This window comes from Pseudomonas sp. JBR1 (assembly GCF_028198185.1).
Lineage (GTDB): Bacteria > Pseudomonadota > Gammaproteobacteria > Pseudomonadales > Pseudomonadaceae > Chryseomonas > Chryseomonas oryzihabitans_E.
The window spans coordinates 438,841-453,599 of record NZ_CP116340.1 but is presented as its reverse complement, the minus strand read 5'-3'; the positions used below and the strand labels follow the sequence as shown (position 1 = coordinate 453,599).

Sequence of the window (14,759 nt, the reverse complement as noted above, 5' to 3'; positions counted from 1 at the left end):
GGGCAGCCTCCAGGGCTATCAGGGCATGATCAGCTTGGAAACCGCCGCCAACATCTGCGCCGGCTGGAACGGCTTGACCATCCAGGCCTTGGCACCGGCGGCCTGGCCAGCGGCCTTCTTGGCGGCGTCGGATTCGGTGGTGAGCATGATCACCGGGGTGAACTTGTAGGCCGGCAGCTTCTTGGCCGCGGTGACGAAGGTGATGCCGTCCATGTTGGGCATGTTCACGTCGCTGATGATCAGATGCACCTTGCGGCCATCCAGCTTGGTCAGGGCGTCCCGGCCATCACAGCCTTCGATGACGTCGTAGCCCGCGCTTTTCAGCGTCATGGACACCACCTGGCGAATGGAGATGGAGTCATCGACGATCAGAATGGTCTTGTTGCTCATTGCAGCTTCCTTAGAAGAACGTGATATCGGATTCGGCGGCGGCGGCCGGTCGCTTGCCTTGGTGCACGGCGACCTGCTCGGCCATGGTGTAGGTACGGGCCAGCTCGGCGAGCCAGCCTTGGGTATCGAGGGACGGTAGCGGCTGACCACTGGCGGCCAGGGCGCGGCGCTCGATGACCAGGCGCTCGAGGCGAGCCTGGTCATCACGGATATGGCCGAGCATCTGGCTGACGCGATCCTGGAACTGCAGGGCGACCAGCACTTCGGCGATGGCCCCGCCAACGGCGGTGGCGTTCTCGGCCAGGGTGTCGCTGCGCTCGACCACGTCGCGGGTAGTGCCACCAAAGGCGCCGATGACCTGCTCGATGGTTTCACCGGACTGGTTCAGGGTGCCGGTGTCGCGCTCGGCGTGGAGTTGCGACAGTTCCAGGGTACGGGCGATGGCGCCGTTCACCGTTTCCACGGTTTCGCCGATCTTCTGCCCGGTATCGCCGGACAGGGTGGAAAGCTTGCGGACTTCGTCGGCGACCACCGCGAAGCCGCGCCCGGCTTCACCGGCACGCGCGGCCTCGATGGCGGCATTGAGCGCCAGCAGGTTGGTCTGGCGCGCCACGTCGCCGACGTCCTTGGCCATGCTCTTGAGTTGCTCGGTGAGCCCGGCGAGGCCATTGACCTCGGTCAGCAGCGCGCCCTTGCTCGACAGGGCCTCGCGCAGCGACTGCAGGATGCCGTCCAGCTGGTTCTGGCTGCTGGCCATCAGGTTGACCAGGCGATCACCGCTGCCCTGGTCATTGCCCGCCACGCTGTGGATACGGTCGGCCAGCTCGGCGAAGCGGCTGGTCAGGCTGACGATTTCCTGCTCGGTATGGGCACGTGCCGCTTCGATCTGTTCGGACCAGACCGGCAGCACCGCCACGCACAGGGCTTCGAGCGCTTCGTCACGCCCGCCAGACAAGGGTTGGCTGAAGGCCTGGCTCTTCGCGTGGGCATCCTGCCGCGCCTGGGCGCAACGCAGCTGCCAGAAGCCCAGCCCTACCGCCAGGCCTGTCTGGGCAGCGCCTAGCGCCAGAGTGGTCGGTGTCACGCCACCTGCGAACAGAATCGCGGCAGTACCGCAGGCGCCGAGCAATGCAGGCGTGAAGGTAAGGTCGGCGAGCGAGGGCGAGGAAGGGACTTGATCCACAGGAAGATACCGGTCTAGACGCCAGCGAAGGCGGGAAGGTGTGACCGGGTTATCAGCTCTGGAACGCTAAACTTTAGCCACGGACGGATAACTTATCGTAATAGCATAGTGCCACTACATGTTTTTCCGCCAGCTCTTTTCAGAGTTCATCGCGCCGTTTGGCCCGTGCTAGACGGCCTGCCATGGCACCAGCCTCCTCCAGAACCTCGCGCACATAGTCCAGGTGACGACTTGCCGCTTCGCGGGCGCGTTCGGCTTCTCCGGCGACGATCGCCTGGTAGAGCACTCGGTGCTGTTCCAACAGGCGATCGCGGGTTTCGCCGCGTTGGGCGTGCATGCCGCCGATGTTGGTCACCATGTGATGGCGCAGCAATTCGAACAGGCTGCGGATGCTGTGCAGGTAGACGGCGTTATGACTCGCCTCGGCGATGGCCAGGTGAAAGGCCGCATCCGCTTCGCCCTCCTCTTCCCGCGTGAGCGTCTCGCGCCGCCCGTAGCAATCCTCCAACCGCTCCCAGGCCAGTTTCAGCCTTGCCAGGTCAGGCTCGGTGGCCCGTTGCGCCGCATAGTAGGCGCAGGCGCTTTCCAGGGTATGACGAAACTCCAGCAGATCCCGCCGGGTTTCCTCGCGGCTTTCCAGCAGCGGCAGCAGCGGATCGGTGAAGGCGCTGTTCAGTGCCTCGGTGACATAGGTGCCGCCGCCCTGGCGGCTGAGCAGCAGACCGCGCGCCACCAGCTTCTGGATGGCCTCCCGCAGCGACGGACGTGATACCCCGAAGCGCTCGGCCAGGGCGCGTTCGGCGGGCAGCCGCTCACCCGGGCGCAGCGAGCCCTCGGCGATCAGCGCCTCCAGATGCTTGACGATGTCGTCGGACAGACGACGTTGCTTGACCGGTTCGAAACCCATGAAAACCCTCGAAACCCGGCAGGCGGCAAGGCCTTGGCCGGGTAGAAAACGACTGGACGACTAAAGTCGCACTCCTGGCGATTTGACAGCAGCAAAGACCCCGCTTAACGTGCGTGAAGTCGCTCTTGTAAATTGGTCTTACCAATTTTTGCCACAGGCCGCGATGCTGTGCAACCCCGTCCTGCCGCTTCCGTACAAAAACAATCAAGGAGCACCCGATGGAAACCTGGCAACAAATCTATCTTCCCCTGGGCAGCCTGGGCCTTTCGGCCTTTGTCGCTGCCCTACCGATCCTGTTCTTCTTCATCGCCCTCGCCGGCCTCAGGCTCAAGGGGCACGTAGCGGGCGCCATTACCCTGGCGATCGCCCTGCTCATTGCTCTGTTCGTCTATCGCATGCCGGTGGACAAGGCGTTGGCCTCGGCCGGCTACGGCTTTCTGTACGGTCTCTGGCCCATCGCCTGGATCATCGTGACGGCGGTGTTTCTCTACAAGTTGACGGTCAAATGCGGCCAGTTCGACATCATCCGCAGCTCGGTCCTGTCCATCACCGACGACCAGCGCCTGCAGGTGCTGCTGATCGGCTTCTGCTTCGGCGCCTTCCTCGAAGGGGCCGCCGGCTTTGGCGCGCCCGTGGCCATTACCGCCGCGCTGCTGGTGGGCCTGGGCCACAACCCGCTGAAGGCGGCCGGTCTATGCCTGATCGCCAACACCGCACCGGTGGCCTTCGGCGCCCTGGGCATCCCGACCATCGTCGCCGGCCAGGTGACTGGCATCGACGCCTTCAAGATCGGCGCCATGACCGGTCGCCAGCTGCCGCTGCTGTCGCTGCTGGTACCGCTGTGGCTGATGTTCATGATGGACGGCATGCGCGGCCTGCGGGAAACCTGGAAGCCGGCCCTGATCTGCGGTGGCACCTTCGCCGTGTTCCAGTACCTGACCTCCAACTTCATCGGTCCGGAGCTGCCCGACATCACCTCGTCCCTGGCCGCCATGATCGCCCTCACCGCCTACCTCAAGCTGCGCCAGCCGCAGCACGCCACCGCCGGTGCCACGACCGTGACGGGCGGCGGCGGTGCGGCCATGCTGGGGGGCGGTGGTGCCAGCTTCGGCCAGGGCGGTCGCCTGCCGCCGGAGCATTCCCTGGGTACCGTGATCAAGGCCTGGTCGCCGTTCCTGATCCTCACGGTGGTCGTCACCATCTGGACCACCAAGGCCTTCAAGGCGCTGTTCGCCAGTGGCGGTGCGCTCTATGCGCTGGTGATCAGCGTGCCGGTGCCCTACCTGGACAAGCTGGTGCTCAAGGCCGCCCCCATCGTGGCGACCCCGACCCCCATGCCGGCGGTCTACAAGCTCGACCTGCTGTCTGCGTCGGGCACTGCCATCCTGATCTCGGCACTGATCTCCATGGCCATCTTCCGCATCAAGCCGTCGACCGCCGTGGGGGTGTTCAAGGAGACCCTGGTGGAACTGCGCAAGCCGATCCTGTCCATCGGACTGGTGCTGGCCTTCGCCTTCGTCGTCAACTACTCGGGCATGTCCACCACCCTGGCCCTGCTCTTGGCCGGTACCGGTGCACTGTTTCCCTTCTTCTCGCCGCTGCTGGGCTGGCTGGGGGTGTTCCTCACCGGTTCGGATACCTCGTCCAATGCACTGTTCGGCTCGCTGCAGGCCACCACCGCGCACCAGATCGGGGTCTCCGACACCCTGCTGGTCGCAGCCAACAGCTCCGGCGGCGTGACCGGCAAGATGATCTCGCCGCAATCCATCGCCGTGGCCTGCGCCGCGACCGGCATGGTGGGCAAGGAGTCCGACCTGTTCCGCTTCACCGTGCGTCACAGCATTGGCTTCGCCGTGCTGGTCGGGCTGATCACCCTGGCGCAGGCCTATGTGTTCACCGGCATGCTGGTGCACTGATCGTGCGTTTCCCGGCGGCGGCTCAGTTCGCCGCCGGTCTTCTCCCAACCGGGCCAACCCGGAGTACGCCTGATGAACGAGCTCTTCCACAACGCCGCCCCCAACGCCACCCGCACCGCGCCGCCGCTGGCGCCCCCGCGGACCTATCCGCACGACAAGCCAAGCCAGGTCTATCTGTTCGGCACCTGCGTGGTGGATCTCTTCTATCCTGAAGCCGGCATGGACAGCATCCGCCTGCTGGAGCGCGAGGGCATCCGCGTCAATTTCCCCCAGGCGCAAAGCTGCTGCGGCCAGCCGGCCTACACCTCGGGCTACACCGAGGAAGCGCGTGCCGTGGCCCGTGCCCAGCTGGCGCTGTTCGCCGAACCCTGGCCCGTGGTGGTGCCCTCCGGCTCCTGCGCCGGCATGCTGCGCCATCACTATGCCGAGCTGTTCGCCGATGAGCCCGAGACCTTGCGCCAGGTACAGGATCTCGCCGAACGCACCTATGAACTGGCGGAATTCCTGCTCAACGTCTGCCAGGTCGACTACCAGGATCGCGGCACCCCGACGAAGGTCGCCCTGCACACCTCCTGTAGCGCCCGCCGCGAGATGCAGACCCACCTGCATGGCCGCGCCCTGCTCGGCCAACTGCAGGCCGTCGAGCGCGTCGACCATGACCATGAAAGCGAATGCTGCGGCTTTGGCGGCACCTTCTCGGTACGCATGCCGGACATCTCCGGTGCCATGGTGGCGGACAAGACCCGCGCCCTGCAGGACAGCGGCGCGGCCCAGGTACTCACCGCCGATTGCGGTTGCCTGATGAACATCAACGGCGCCCTGGAAAAACAGCGCGCCGCCCTGCGCGGCGAACACCTGGCGAGCTTTCTCTGGCGCCGCATCGGAGGTGAAGCATGAACGAGATGCTCAAGATCCCCCTGACCGACGTCAGTGAGGCGCCACCCTTCAAGACTCGCGCGCGCCAGGCGCTGGGCGACGACCAGCTGAGGCGCAACTTCCGCACCGCCATGGATTCGCTGATGACCAAGCGCCTGGCCAGCATGAGCGATGCCGACGAGCGCGAGCGATTGCGCGAACTGGGCAATCGCATCCGCGCCCGGGCGCTGTCCAAGCTGCCCGACCTGCTGGAGCGGCTGGAAGCCAACCTCAGGCGCAATGGCGTCCAGGTGCACTGGGCCGAGACCACCGCCGAGGCCAACGCTATCGTCCAGCAGATCGCCGAGCGCCATGAGGCGCGGCTGCTGATCAAGGGCAAGTCCATGGTCAGCGAAGAGATGGACATGAACCACGTCCTCGGCGCCCAGGGCATCGATTGCCTGGAGTCGGACATGGGCGAGTACATCATCCAGCTCGCCGGGGAGAAGCCCTCGCACATCATCATGCCGGCCATCCACCTCAACCGGCAGCAGGTGGGCACCCTCTTTCACGAACACCTGGCCGAGCCCTACACCACCGACGTCGACGAACTGATCCAGACCGGCCGACGCGTGCTGCGGCAGAAATTCTTCGAGGCCGACATCGGCATCTCCGGCGTCAACTTCGCCGTGGCCGAGACCGGCACCCTGCTGCTGGTGGAAAACGAAGGCAACGGGCGGATGTCGACCACGGTGCCGCCGGTGCACATCGCCGTGACCGGCATCGAGAAGGTGGTGGAAAATCTGCGCGACGTGGTGCCCCTGCTGTCGCTGCTGACCCGCTCGGCGCTGGGCCAGCCCATCACCACCTACGTCAACATGATCTCCGGGCCACGCAAGGCCGAAGAACTGGACGGACCGCGCGAGGTGCATCTGGTGCTGCTCGACAACGGCCGCAGCCAGGCCTTCGCCGACAGCGAACTGCGCCAGACCCTCAACTGCATCCGCTGCGGCGCCTGCATGAACCACTGCCCGGTCTATACCCGCATCGGTGGCCACGCCTATGGCGAAGTCTATCCGGGCCCCATCGGCGCCATCATCACCCCGCACCTGGTGGGCCTGGAGCAGGCGCCCGACCACCCTAGCGCCTCATCCCTGTGCGGCGCCTGCGGTGAAGTCTGCCCGGTCAAGATCCCGATTCCGGCGATCTTGCGGCGACTGCGGGAAGAGAACGTCAAGGCGCCCGACGCAGAACCGCATCTCCTACGCGGCCAGGGCAGCAAGTTTTCCGCCCGCGAGCGGTGGACCTGGCATGCCTGGCAGAACCTCTTTACCTCGCCGCTGCTCTATCGCGGCTTCAGCTATCTGGCCACCCGTTTCGGCCGCTTCACCCCAGGCCAACTCGGGCCCTGGACGGAGCACCACAGCGCGCCCAAGCCGGCGACCCGTTCGCTCCACGAACTGGCCCGCGAACACCTGGAGAAACGCCCATGAGCGCCCGCGACAACATCCTCGCCAAGCTGCGCGGCAGCCTCCAGGGCACCCAACCGCTGGCCGACAACTTCGACGAAGCCTTGGTCACCGAGCCCTGGCGCTATCCGCCTGAGGAACGCATCGCCCGCCTACGCACCCTGATGGAGACGGTGCACACCGAAACCCACCTGACCACCACGACGGACTGGCCAGCGCTGGTCGAACGCGTCCTCGCTGAGCGTGGGTTGGAGCAGTTGCTGATCGCCCCCGACACGGCCCACGGCGCACGATTGGTCGAGCGCTGGCAAGCGGAGGGGCAGCCACGCTGGAGGGCCTATGACCGGCCAGTGGAGGAATGGAAGGCCGAACTGTTCAACGACACCCCGGCCAGCCTTACCGGTACCCTCGGCGCCCTGGCCTCCACCGGCAGCCTGGTGCTCTGGCCGGACCGCCAGGAGCCACGGCTGATGAGCCTGGTCCCACCGCTACACATCGCCCTGCTCAGGGCCAGCACAGTGGTCGACAACTTCTACGAGCTGCAGCAACAGCACCACTGGCAGGACGGCATGCCGACCAACGCCCTGCTGATCTCGGGTCCGTCCAAGACCGCCGACATCGAGCAGGTGCTGGCCTATGGCGCCCATGGACCGAAGGACCTGGTGGTGCTGATCATCGAGGACGAGTGAAGCGTCCGACCGGGGTGACGCCCTCACCCCAGCTCTCTCCCCCAGGGAGAGGGGGTGCCTTCGTGAGTCGGGATAGCCTGGCATCTCCCGCGCCAGGGCATACGTAGGGTGGACAACGGCGCAGCCTTGTCACGACTACCCCCAATTACCCTAGTGCAGGGGGTCCCACAGACCAACCTTTCCCCTCCCCCTCAAGGAGACGGAGGAGCTGCATGAGCCGGGCGATCTCGGCGTTACCCTCGCGTGGAAAACGCTGCGCGGTTTTCCACCCTACGGCGTTGGGCTAAACGTAGGGTGGACAACGGCGCGGCCTTGTCCACGAATGAGCAGCTCATCCGAGGACAGCGAAGCCCAATACCTGCCTCAATCCACCTGCCCGATCCGCTGCGGGTCCGGCCAGAAAAGCGCCGCCTGACCCAACCGTATACCTTCGGCATCGACCAGGTTCCACACCACGCCGGCATGGATCTGGAAGGCCTCCCCCGCCTTGTCTACCCGCCAGCCTTCGTAGCCGCTGGCATAACCCTGGCGCCCCACCGCCTCCATCAATCGCTGACGCTCGTCCCTATCCTTGGGCGAAGCGCTGAAGCGCGAGGGCATGCCGATGAATTCGTCGCGAGGATAGCCAAAGCAGCGCAGGGCCTGCTCGTTGACGTAGCAGAACAGCGGATCGCTTTCGCTGCCGTGGGCCAGCAGCGCATAGGGAGCTCGCTCATGCAGCCAGGCGAAAACGTCAGCCTCGGGCAGGTCGGCAGGATGGGGGAGCGGCTGGCCGAGCCAGTGGCGGTAGGAGGCTTCCAGTAACGGAAGCGGGCTGAGATCGGTAGCTGACAAACCGGTAGCTCCTCAGGAATGGAAGCCCCATTCAAGAGCAAGCCGGCGTGCTTGGGAAGCCCAGGGCCACCGTGGCAGGACGCCACGGCAGCTCGCAGGCGCGGTCTACTTCACCGCGGAGAGGTCGATGCGCACCACGCTCTCCGGCGCGGTGTTCATGTATTCCTTGTCGAAGGGCGTCTTCACCGTCGCATACAGGGTCTGGCCGTCCGGGCTCACCAGCAGGCTGTTGGGATTGGGCTTGAGGTCGTAGGCCTTCTTCTCGGCGTAGGTGGTGGCGTCCAGGATCAGCAGCCGACCGGTTTCGCGCTGGGTGATGTACAGCTCGTTACGGGTGGTATTAAGCTTGATGGCCAGGGCGTCGCCCACGGGCAGGCGCTTGATCACCTTGCCGGTGCGGATGTCGAAGACCAGCACGGTCTTGGCTTCGGAGTTGTCGGTGACGAACAGCTGGTGGTTCGCCCGGTCCTCGGCCAGGTTCAGCAGCAGGTACTTGCCACCGTCGCCCGGGGTCCAGCGGTGCTCGATCTTGCGGGTGCGCGGATTGATCACCAGTACTTCACCGCTGCCGTTGGCGGCGTAGAGGCGCCCGGTGTCTTCGGAGTACAGCAGGCCGGTCACCCACTTGCCGGCGTTGGGAATGCGCGCCTTGAGGGTCAGGGTCTTGGCGTCCACCACCCAGATCACACCCGGATCACCGACGCCACCGACATACAGCATGCCGTCATGCAGGATGACCTGGCGCGGATTGACCGGATGGCCATCGCGGCCCATCTCGTTGAACTTCAGCCGCTTCTCCACCTTGCCGGTGCGCAGATCGATGCGACTGAGGCCGCCGTCCAGGGAGTTGGTGACGAACAGCGTCTCGCCACTGGCATCGGTGGTCAGGGCGAAGTTCTTCAAATCGGTGTGGATCTGGCCGGTGACGGCCAAGGTGGTCGGATCGAGCTGATAGATCACCCCGCCGGTGACGCCCTTGGTCAGTTGGGCGGTCGCGGCATAGACCGACTGCTTGGCCGGGCTGTAGGCCAGCTCATAGACGCCATAACCCAGCTCGATGCGCTTGAGTTCGGCAGGCGCCTGGGGCGCGGCCGGTTGCGCGGCGACGGGAGCCGGCGCGGGTGGCGGTGGCGTCGGTGCCTCCTGGCGGTTGGAGCAGGCAGCCACTGCCAGGGACAGTAGCGCCATGGCGCCCAGCGTCGAAACCTTGTTGAAAGACACCGCCATTTGCTTCTCCTAGGAACGAAATACGAAGGATCGGGCTGATCCTGAAATGATAAACGTTCGCACTATGCCCAAGGAGAACAGGTCAGACAAGACCGAAACGTATCCACCTCTAACCTAGGAGTGACCAGCGGACCCGCTCGTACTGCTCTGCTCCAGGGCTTTCAGCCGCCCCTGACGATCCAGACGAAAGCGGGAGAAATCCTCGGCGAGGTGCAAGTCACCGCCATAATGCGTGGCACCCTCCCGGCGCAGCTCCTCGATTGAGGGCGAACGTCCCGAATCGGCCTGATAGCGCGGACTGAAATGGGTAAGCAGCAACGCCGGCAACCCCTGCGCCTCGGCGAACCGGGCGATTCCGGCAGCACTGCTGTGACCCCAGCTCTGGCCGCTCTTGTCGATCTGCGCCTGGGCGTAAGTGGCTTCATGGACCAGCACCTGAGCGCCCTGGCAGGCCTCCGTCAGCAAGGCGGGATCGTCGTTGTCCCCCGCCACCACCAATCGTCGTTCCCCATGGGCTGCCTGCAGGTAGTCGGCGCTGCGTAGCAGGCGACCCTCGTGCAGCACGTCCTCCCCCGCATGCAGCCGCCCCCACAGCGGGCCGCGCGGTACCTGGGCGGTCGCCAGAGCCGCCGGATCGAGTCGCTGCGGTCGACGGGCCTCGCAGAAGCGAAAGGCGTGACTGGGCACGCGGTGGGAGAGCGCGACGGCGTCGATATCCCAGGCACCCAGGGAGACGCCGGCAAAGCCTTCCAGAGCATGGAGCTGCAACTCGAAAGGCAGGTGCAGGGCGGTCAGCGCCTGGGTGGCAGCGAGCCAGTCATGGACCGCCTGGGGTGCGATCAGCACCAGTGGCTGGCTGCGTCCGGTCATGGCGGCGCTGGCCAGGAGTCCCGGCAGGCCATAGCAGTGGTCGCCGTGGACATGGGTGATGCAGATGGCACGCAGATCCGCGGCCGACAGCGGGGTGCGCAGGAGCTGATGCTGGGTGGCCTCGCCGCAGTCGACGAGGAACCAGCCCTTGCCCTGGTCCTCGATCAGGGCAAGGGCCGAGACATTGCGCCGACGCGTAGGCACCCCGGCCGAGGTACCGAGAAAGAGAAGATCCATGGAGGCTCCGCGCAAAAGGCCAGTCTAGCGCGCCGGACGCCACTGTCGCCTGGCCAACAGCGATCGGTCAGCGCTGCTGGGACCAGGTCAGCTGATAAGGCGCGAGCCCCTCTGAAATGGGCTTTTGCACGCTGGCAAAGGTCTTGCAAAGGCCCTGGCGTCGACTCCCACTCGCCGAGGACCATCATGAATCTGCCCGCTCGCCACCTGCCGTCGCCCCACGCCGAGGCTCCCGACTACGAACAACTGGCGGCCCGCTTCCGCCCCCTCTTCGCCCGTATCGCCGAAGGCGCCCTGGAGCGAGAGCGCACTCGCACCCTGCCCTATGCGCCTATCGCCTGGCTCAAGGAGGCCGGCTTCGGCGCCGTGCGGGTGCCGCGGGAATTCGGTGGCGGCGGCGCCAGCCTGCCGCAGCTGGTGCGCCTGCTGATCGAGCTGGCGGCCGCCGACAGCAATCTGCCCCAGGCCCTGCGTGGCCACTTCGCCTTTGTCGAGGATCGCCTCAACGCCCATGCCAGCGCCTCCCAGCAGGTCTGGTTCGAGCGTTTCGTCGCCGGAGATCTGGTGGGCAATGCCTGGACCGAGATCGGCACGGTCAAGCTCGGCGAGGTCATCACCCGGGTCAGCCAGAGAAACGGTGAATGGCGCCTCAACGGCACCAAGTACTACAGCACCGGCAGCCTGTTCGCCGACTGGATCGACGTCTACGCCCAACGCGACGACACCGGTGGCGACGTCATCGCCGCCATCCGCACCGACCAGCCGGGCGTGCGCCAGTCCGACGACTGGGACGGCTTTGGCCAGCGCACTACCGCCAGTGGCACCTCGGTGTTCGAAGAGGTGCTGGTGGAGCCGGGCAATCTCATCGATTTCAGCACCCGCTTCACCTACCAGACCGCCTTCTACCAGCTGGTGCTGCTCGCCGTGATCACCGGCAGCGGGCAGGCCGCCGTGCGCGACTTTGCCCAGGAGGTCAAGGCACGTACCCGGGTCTACAGCCACGGCAACGCCAGCGCGGCGAGCGCCGACCCCCAGGTGCAGCAGGTGGTGGGCAAGGCCTCGGCCTTCGTCTACGCGGCTGAAGCCGCGACCCTGCAGGCGGCCGCCGCGGCCCAGGCGGCCTTCGCAGCGCGCTACGCCGAGGATGCCGCCGCGGAGCATGAGGCCAATGTGGCGGCGGAGCTGGAGTCCGCCCAGGCGCAGTCCGCGGTGGCCGACCTGGTGCTGCGCGCTACCAGCGATCTGTTCAATGCCCTGGGCGCCTCGGCCACCAGCACCACCAAGGGGCTCGATCGCCACTGGCGCAATGCCCGCACGGCTGCCTCCCACAATCCGCTGATCTACAAGGAACGCATCGTCGGCGCCTGGGAGATCGAGGGTCACGAACCGCCCTTCGTCTGGCAGATCGGCGGCGGCAGCAAGCACGTCTGACGCAAGATGCAAAACGGCAACCCTGGGGTTGCCGTTTCTTCATGAGGCGCGCGAGGGATCAGGTCGACAGCTGCCGGGCGAAGCGCCCCACGGCTCCGACCACGCGCTGGGCGCCGTCCTGGATCTCCACGATCACCTGCCCAGCCTGCCCGGCCAGCTCCAGCCCCTGCTCGGCCTGACGTCGCCCGTTTTCGATCACCGTCACCGCCTGGCTCGCCAGCTGCTGATTCTGCTGCACCACGCCGACGATTTCCTCGGTCGCCTTGCTGGTCCGCGAGGCCAGTTGCCTGACCTCGTCGGCCACCACGGCAAAACCGCGCCCCTGCTCGCCCGCCCGTGCGGCCTCGATGGCGGCATTGAGCGCCAGCAGGTTGGTCTGCTCGGCGATGCCGCTGATGGTCTTGATGATGGTGCCGATCACCTGGGACTGATTGTCCAAGGCCTCGATACCCGTGACCGCCTCCTGCATCTGGCTGGCCAGGGCGCGCATCACGTCCACCGTCTGCTGCGCCACCACCGCGCCCTTGCGGGCGGTGTCGTCGGTATGCTGGGAGGTTTCGAAGGCCACGCTGGCCGCCTCGGACACCGCCTGCTCCTGATGGACCTGATCGGTGATGACGGTGGCGAACTTGACCACCTTGTACAGCCGGTCATGGGCATCGATCACCGGGTTGTAGGAGGCTTCCAGCCAGACATCGCGACCCTGGGCATCCAGTCGCTTGAAGCGATCGACGATGAATTCGCCACGCCGCAGGCGCGCCCAGAATTGCTGGTACGCCTCGGAACTGGCTTCGGCCGGTTCGCAGAACAGGCGGTGATGCTTGCCCTTGATCTGCGCGAGGGAATAGCCCGTGGCCTGCAGGAAACGGTCGTTGGCATCGAGCACCTCGCCGTCGAGGTTGAACTCGATGACCGCCGTGGAACGGCGCAGGGCCTTGAGCAGGCTCTCATGCTCGCGGGAGGTCTCGATGGTGCGCGTCAGGTTATTGCAGAACAGCCGAAAGCGCGTGACCTGACCCTGGCTGTCATGGAAGGGATGCAGGATGCCGCGCAGCCAGGCTTCGCGTCCGTCGCCGCGCAGCAGGTGCAGGGCGCCGCTGTAGGGCTCACCGCGACTCAGGCACTGCTGCAGCCGACGGCTGTACTCCTGGTTTTTGACGTGCGCCGGGATGAGATCCACCAGGGAGCGTCCCAGGAGCTCCGCCGCACGCAGGCCCATTTCCTTTTCGAAGTTGGCGTTCACGGAGGTGATGCAACCCCTGCCGTCCAGCTCCAGGCCTATCATCTCCACATCGAGTTCGGCCTTGAGCCGCTTGAAGGAATCCACCTGCTCGCGGAGACGCTGCAGTTCTTGTTTTAGTCCTTTGTTGAACATGACACGCCCCACCCGGGAGATTGAGTTACCGCTATATCGACAGGAACTGGCCAGGTCTTGAGTCCGATAACCGCACTTGAGACCGGACGGTCAAAATGGAAGATGGATGGGACCAGACCATTACCTAATAACAAAAAAATATTTCAGCTCAGGGCTATCCCGGCTTTACGTTCTAACTCGTGCCGACCATTTCTATGCCAAGGCCCACCATGTCCTACTCGCTGCTGGAACCCCTTACCCCATTGTTGACCGACTTCGCCGCCACGGCGGCGGAGCGTGATCGTCAGGGCGGAACCCCCAAGGCCGAGCGGGACGCCCTGCGTCGCAGTGGCCTGCTCGCCTTGAGCATTCCAACGGACCTCGGTGGCCTGGGTGCCTCCTGGGACAAGACGCTGGAAGCGGTACGCCTGCTCGCCCGGGTCGACAGCTCCCTGGCCCATGTCTTTGGCTTCCATCATCTGCTGCTGGCCACCGCCCAGCTGTTCGGCCAGCCTGAGCAGTGGCGACCCTGGCTGGAGCGCACCGCGCGCGACGCCCTGTTCTGGGGTAACGCCCTCAATCCGCTGGATCGCCGCACCCTGGCCCGCCGGAGCGGCGACGCCTGGCAGGTGGATGGCCAGAAGAGCTTTTGCAGTGGCGCCCTGGACTCCGATCTGCTGCTGCTGTCGGCGTTGGAAAACAATGACAGCGGCCGTCTGCTGATCGCCGTGGTGCCCAGCGGACGCGCGGGTATCCAGCTGTTCGACGACTGGGACAACAACGGTCAGCGGCAGACCGACAGCGGCAGCGCGCGCTTCGACGGCGTTCGCGTCGAACAACAGGAATGGCTGCTCGACCCCGGCCCCCTGAGCACCCCTTTCGCCTGTCTGCGCCCGCTGCTGGCCCAGCTGATCTTCGCCAACATCTTTCTCGGCCTGGCCGAAGGCGCCTTCACCGAGGCGCGCCGCTACACCGCCACCCAGGCACGTCCCTGGTTCAAGTCCCCGGCTGCCAGTGCCAGCGAAGACCCCTACATCCTGCGCCACTACGGAGAGTTCTGGGTCGCCCTGGAAAGCAGCCGCCTGCTGGTGGAGCGAGCCAATGGCGCCTTCGCTCAGGCCTGGCACCAGGGGACGGCCCTCACCGCAGAGGCTCGAGGTGAACTGGCCATCGCCATCGCCACGGCCAAGGTGGCGGCCAGTCGCCACGGCCTCGATCTCGCCAGCCGGCTGTTCGAGGTCGGCGGCGCCCGGGCCACCGCGGGCGCCCTGCGGCTGGACCGTTACTGGCGCAACCTGCGCACCCAGACCCTGCACGACCCGGTCGATTACAAACTTCACGAACTGGGCGACTGGGCCCTCAATGATGCCTTGCCCAGCCCCAGCTTCTATTCCTGA

The 14,759-nt window shown here is 65.8% G+C and carries 13 protein-coding genes and 1 pseudogene; 6 read left to right on the top strand and 8 right to left on the bottom strand.

Going from position 1 to position 14,759, the window contains the following annotated elements:
• Positions 1 to 18 precede the first annotated feature (18 nt).
• From PJ259_RS02220 to PJ259_RS02210, 3 genes are all read right to left on the bottom strand, one after another.
• Positions 19 to 390: a response regulator gene (locus PJ259_RS02220; protein WP_007162125.1), complete on the bottom strand. Its 372-nt coding sequence runs from the start codon at positions 388 to 390 to the stop codon at positions 19 to 21.
• Between the two features lie 10 nt (positions 391 to 400).
• Positions 401 to 1,147 carry a methyl-accepting chemotaxis protein gene (locus PJ259_RS22810; RefSeq protein ID WP_420480511.1) on the bottom strand — a complete coding sequence of 249 codons (747 nt, stop codon included), beginning with the start codon at positions 1,145 to 1,147 and terminating at the stop codon, positions 401 to 403.
• Between the two features lie 565 nt (positions 1,148 to 1,712).
• Entirely contained in the window at positions 1,713 to 2,480 is a 768-nt protein-coding gene (locus tag PJ259_RS02210) for a GntR family transcriptional regulator (protein WP_271654558.1), read from the bottom strand.
• Between the two features lie 218 nt (positions 2,481 to 2,698).
• Between PJ259_RS02210 and PJ259_RS02205 the strand changes: the two genes are divergently transcribed.
• The 4 genes from PJ259_RS02205 to PJ259_RS02190 all read left to right on the top strand — a co-directional run bounded on the left by PJ259_RS02205 (position 2,699) and on the right by PJ259_RS02190 (position 7,409).
• Positions 2,699 to 4,396: a lactate permease LctP family transporter gene (locus tag PJ259_RS02205; RefSeq protein WP_271654557.1), complete on the top strand. Its 1,698-nt coding sequence runs from the start codon at positions 2,699 to 2,701 to the stop codon at positions 4,394 to 4,396.
• A gap of 72 nt (positions 4,397 to 4,468) precedes the next feature.
• The gene (locus tag PJ259_RS02200) at positions 4,469 to 5,293 is read left to right on the top strand and encodes a (Fe-S)-binding protein (protein ID WP_271654556.1); all 825 of its coding nucleotides are present in this window, start codon (positions 4,469 to 4,471) and stop codon (positions 5,291 to 5,293) included.
• Positions 5,290 to 6,744 carry a LutB/LldF family L-lactate oxidation iron-sulfur protein gene (locus tag PJ259_RS02195; RefSeq protein ID WP_271654555.1) on the top strand — a complete coding sequence of 485 codons (1,455 nt, stop codon included), beginning with the start codon at positions 5,290 to 5,292 and terminating at the stop codon, positions 6,742 to 6,744. Before PJ259_RS02200 ends, PJ259_RS02195 begins: the two co-directional genes overlap by 4 nt.
• A complete protein-coding gene (locus tag PJ259_RS02190) occupies positions 6,741 to 7,409 on the top strand; it encodes a LutC/YkgG family protein (RefSeq protein ID WP_271654554.1) in 669 nt (222 codons plus the stop codon). Before PJ259_RS02195 ends, PJ259_RS02190 begins: the two co-directional genes overlap by 4 nt.
• Before the next feature lie 363 nt (positions 7,410 to 7,772).
• On the opposite strand, the gene PJ259_RS02185 is transcribed toward PJ259_RS02190, so the two are convergent.
• The 3 genes from PJ259_RS02185 to PJ259_RS02175 form a co-directional block, all read right to left on the bottom strand.
• On the bottom strand, positions 7,773 to 8,243 hold the full coding sequence (locus PJ259_RS02185) for an MEKHLA domain-containing protein (RefSeq protein WP_271654553.1): 471 nt from the start codon (positions 8,241 to 8,243) through the stop codon (positions 7,773 to 7,775).
• A gap of 105 nt (positions 8,244 to 8,348) precedes the next feature.
• The gene (locus PJ259_RS02180) at positions 8,349 to 9,470 is read right to left on the bottom strand and encodes a YncE family protein (protein WP_059314456.1); all 1,122 of its coding nucleotides are present in this window, start codon (positions 9,468 to 9,470) and stop codon (positions 8,349 to 8,351) included.
• Positions 9,471 to 9,584: 114 nt separating this feature from the next.
• Complete coding sequence (locus PJ259_RS02175) at positions 9,585 to 10,577, bottom strand: ribonuclease Z (protein ID WP_271654552.1); 993 nt, start codon at positions 10,575 to 10,577, stop codon at positions 9,585 to 9,587.
• Between the two features lie 186 nt (positions 10,578 to 10,763).
• On the opposite strand from PJ259_RS02175, the gene PJ259_RS02170 reads away from it, so the two are divergent.
• The gene (locus PJ259_RS02170) at positions 10,764 to 12,008 is read left to right on the top strand and encodes an acyl-CoA dehydrogenase family protein (RefSeq protein WP_271654551.1); all 1,245 of its coding nucleotides are present in this window, start codon (positions 10,764 to 10,766) and stop codon (positions 12,006 to 12,008) included.
• Between the two features lie 58 nt (positions 12,009 to 12,066).
• Here the strand turns inward: PJ259_RS02170 and PJ259_RS22805 are convergent, their stop codons facing one another.
• Together PJ259_RS22805 and PJ259_RS22800 are read right to left on the bottom strand one after the other, a co-directional pair.
• Positions 12,067 to 12,477 (bottom strand): methyl-accepting chemotaxis protein, encoded by a 411-nt coding sequence (locus PJ259_RS22805; protein ID WP_423815135.1) that lies wholly within the window; start codon positions 12,475 to 12,477, stop codon positions 12,067 to 12,069.
• 129 nt (positions 12,478 to 12,606) lie between these two features.
• Positions 12,607 to 13,293 (bottom strand): annotated as a pseudogene (locus tag PJ259_RS22800) (PAS domain-containing protein); the annotation flags it as partial.
• Between the two features lie 299 nt (positions 13,294 to 13,592).
• Here PJ259_RS22800 and PJ259_RS02160 point away from each other — a divergent pair.
• Complete coding sequence (locus tag PJ259_RS02160) at positions 13,593 to 14,759, top strand: acyl-CoA dehydrogenase family protein (RefSeq protein ID WP_271654549.1); 1,167 nt, start codon at positions 13,593 to 13,595, stop codon at positions 14,757 to 14,759.

What these genes read in the sequence shown, in the direction of transcription:
- PJ259_RS02220 (WP_007162125.1), bottom strand. Translation starts at nt 390, where the DNA reads ATGAGCAACAAGACCATTCTGATCGTCGATGACTCCATCTCCATTCGC.
- PJ259_RS22810 (WP_420480511.1), bottom strand. Translation starts at nt 1,147, where the DNA reads ATGGCCAGCAGCCAGAACCAGCTGGACGGCATCCTGCAGTCGCTGCGC.
- PJ259_RS02210 (WP_271654558.1), bottom strand. Translation starts at nt 2,480, where the DNA reads ATGGGTTTCGAACCGGTCAAGCAACGTCGTCTGTCCGACGACATCGTC.
- PJ259_RS02205 (WP_271654557.1), top strand. Translation starts at nt 2,699, where the DNA reads ATGGAAACCTGGCAACAAATCTATCTTCCCCTGGGCAGCCTGGGCCTT.
- PJ259_RS02200 (WP_271654556.1), top strand. Translation starts at nt 4,469, where the DNA reads ATGAACGAGCTCTTCCACAACGCCGCCCCCAACGCCACCCGCACCGCG.
- PJ259_RS02195 (WP_271654555.1), top strand. Translation starts at nt 5,290, where the DNA reads ATGAACGAGATGCTCAAGATCCCCCTGACCGACGTCAGTGAGGCGCCA.
- PJ259_RS02190 (WP_271654554.1), top strand. Translation starts at nt 6,741, where the DNA reads ATGAGCGCCCGCGACAACATCCTCGCCAAGCTGCGCGGCAGCCTCCAG.
- PJ259_RS02180 (WP_059314456.1), bottom strand. Translation starts at nt 9,470, where the DNA reads ATGGCGGTGTCTTTCAACAAGGTTTCGACGCTGGGCGCCATGGCGCTA.
- PJ259_RS02175 (WP_271654552.1), bottom strand. Translation starts at nt 10,577, where the DNA reads ATGGATCTTCTCTTTCTCGGTACCTCGGCCGGGGTGCCTACGCGTCGG.
- PJ259_RS02170 (WP_271654551.1), top strand. Translation starts at nt 10,764, where the DNA reads ATGAATCTGCCCGCTCGCCACCTGCCGTCGCCCCACGCCGAGGCTCCC.
- PJ259_RS22805 (WP_423815135.1), bottom strand. Translation starts at nt 12,477, where the DNA reads ATGCAGGAGGCGGTCACGGGTATCGAGGCCTTGGACAATCAGTCCCAG.
- PJ259_RS02160 (WP_271654549.1), top strand. Translation starts at nt 13,593, where the DNA reads ATGTCCTACTCGCTGCTGGAACCCCTTACCCCATTGTTGACCGACTTC.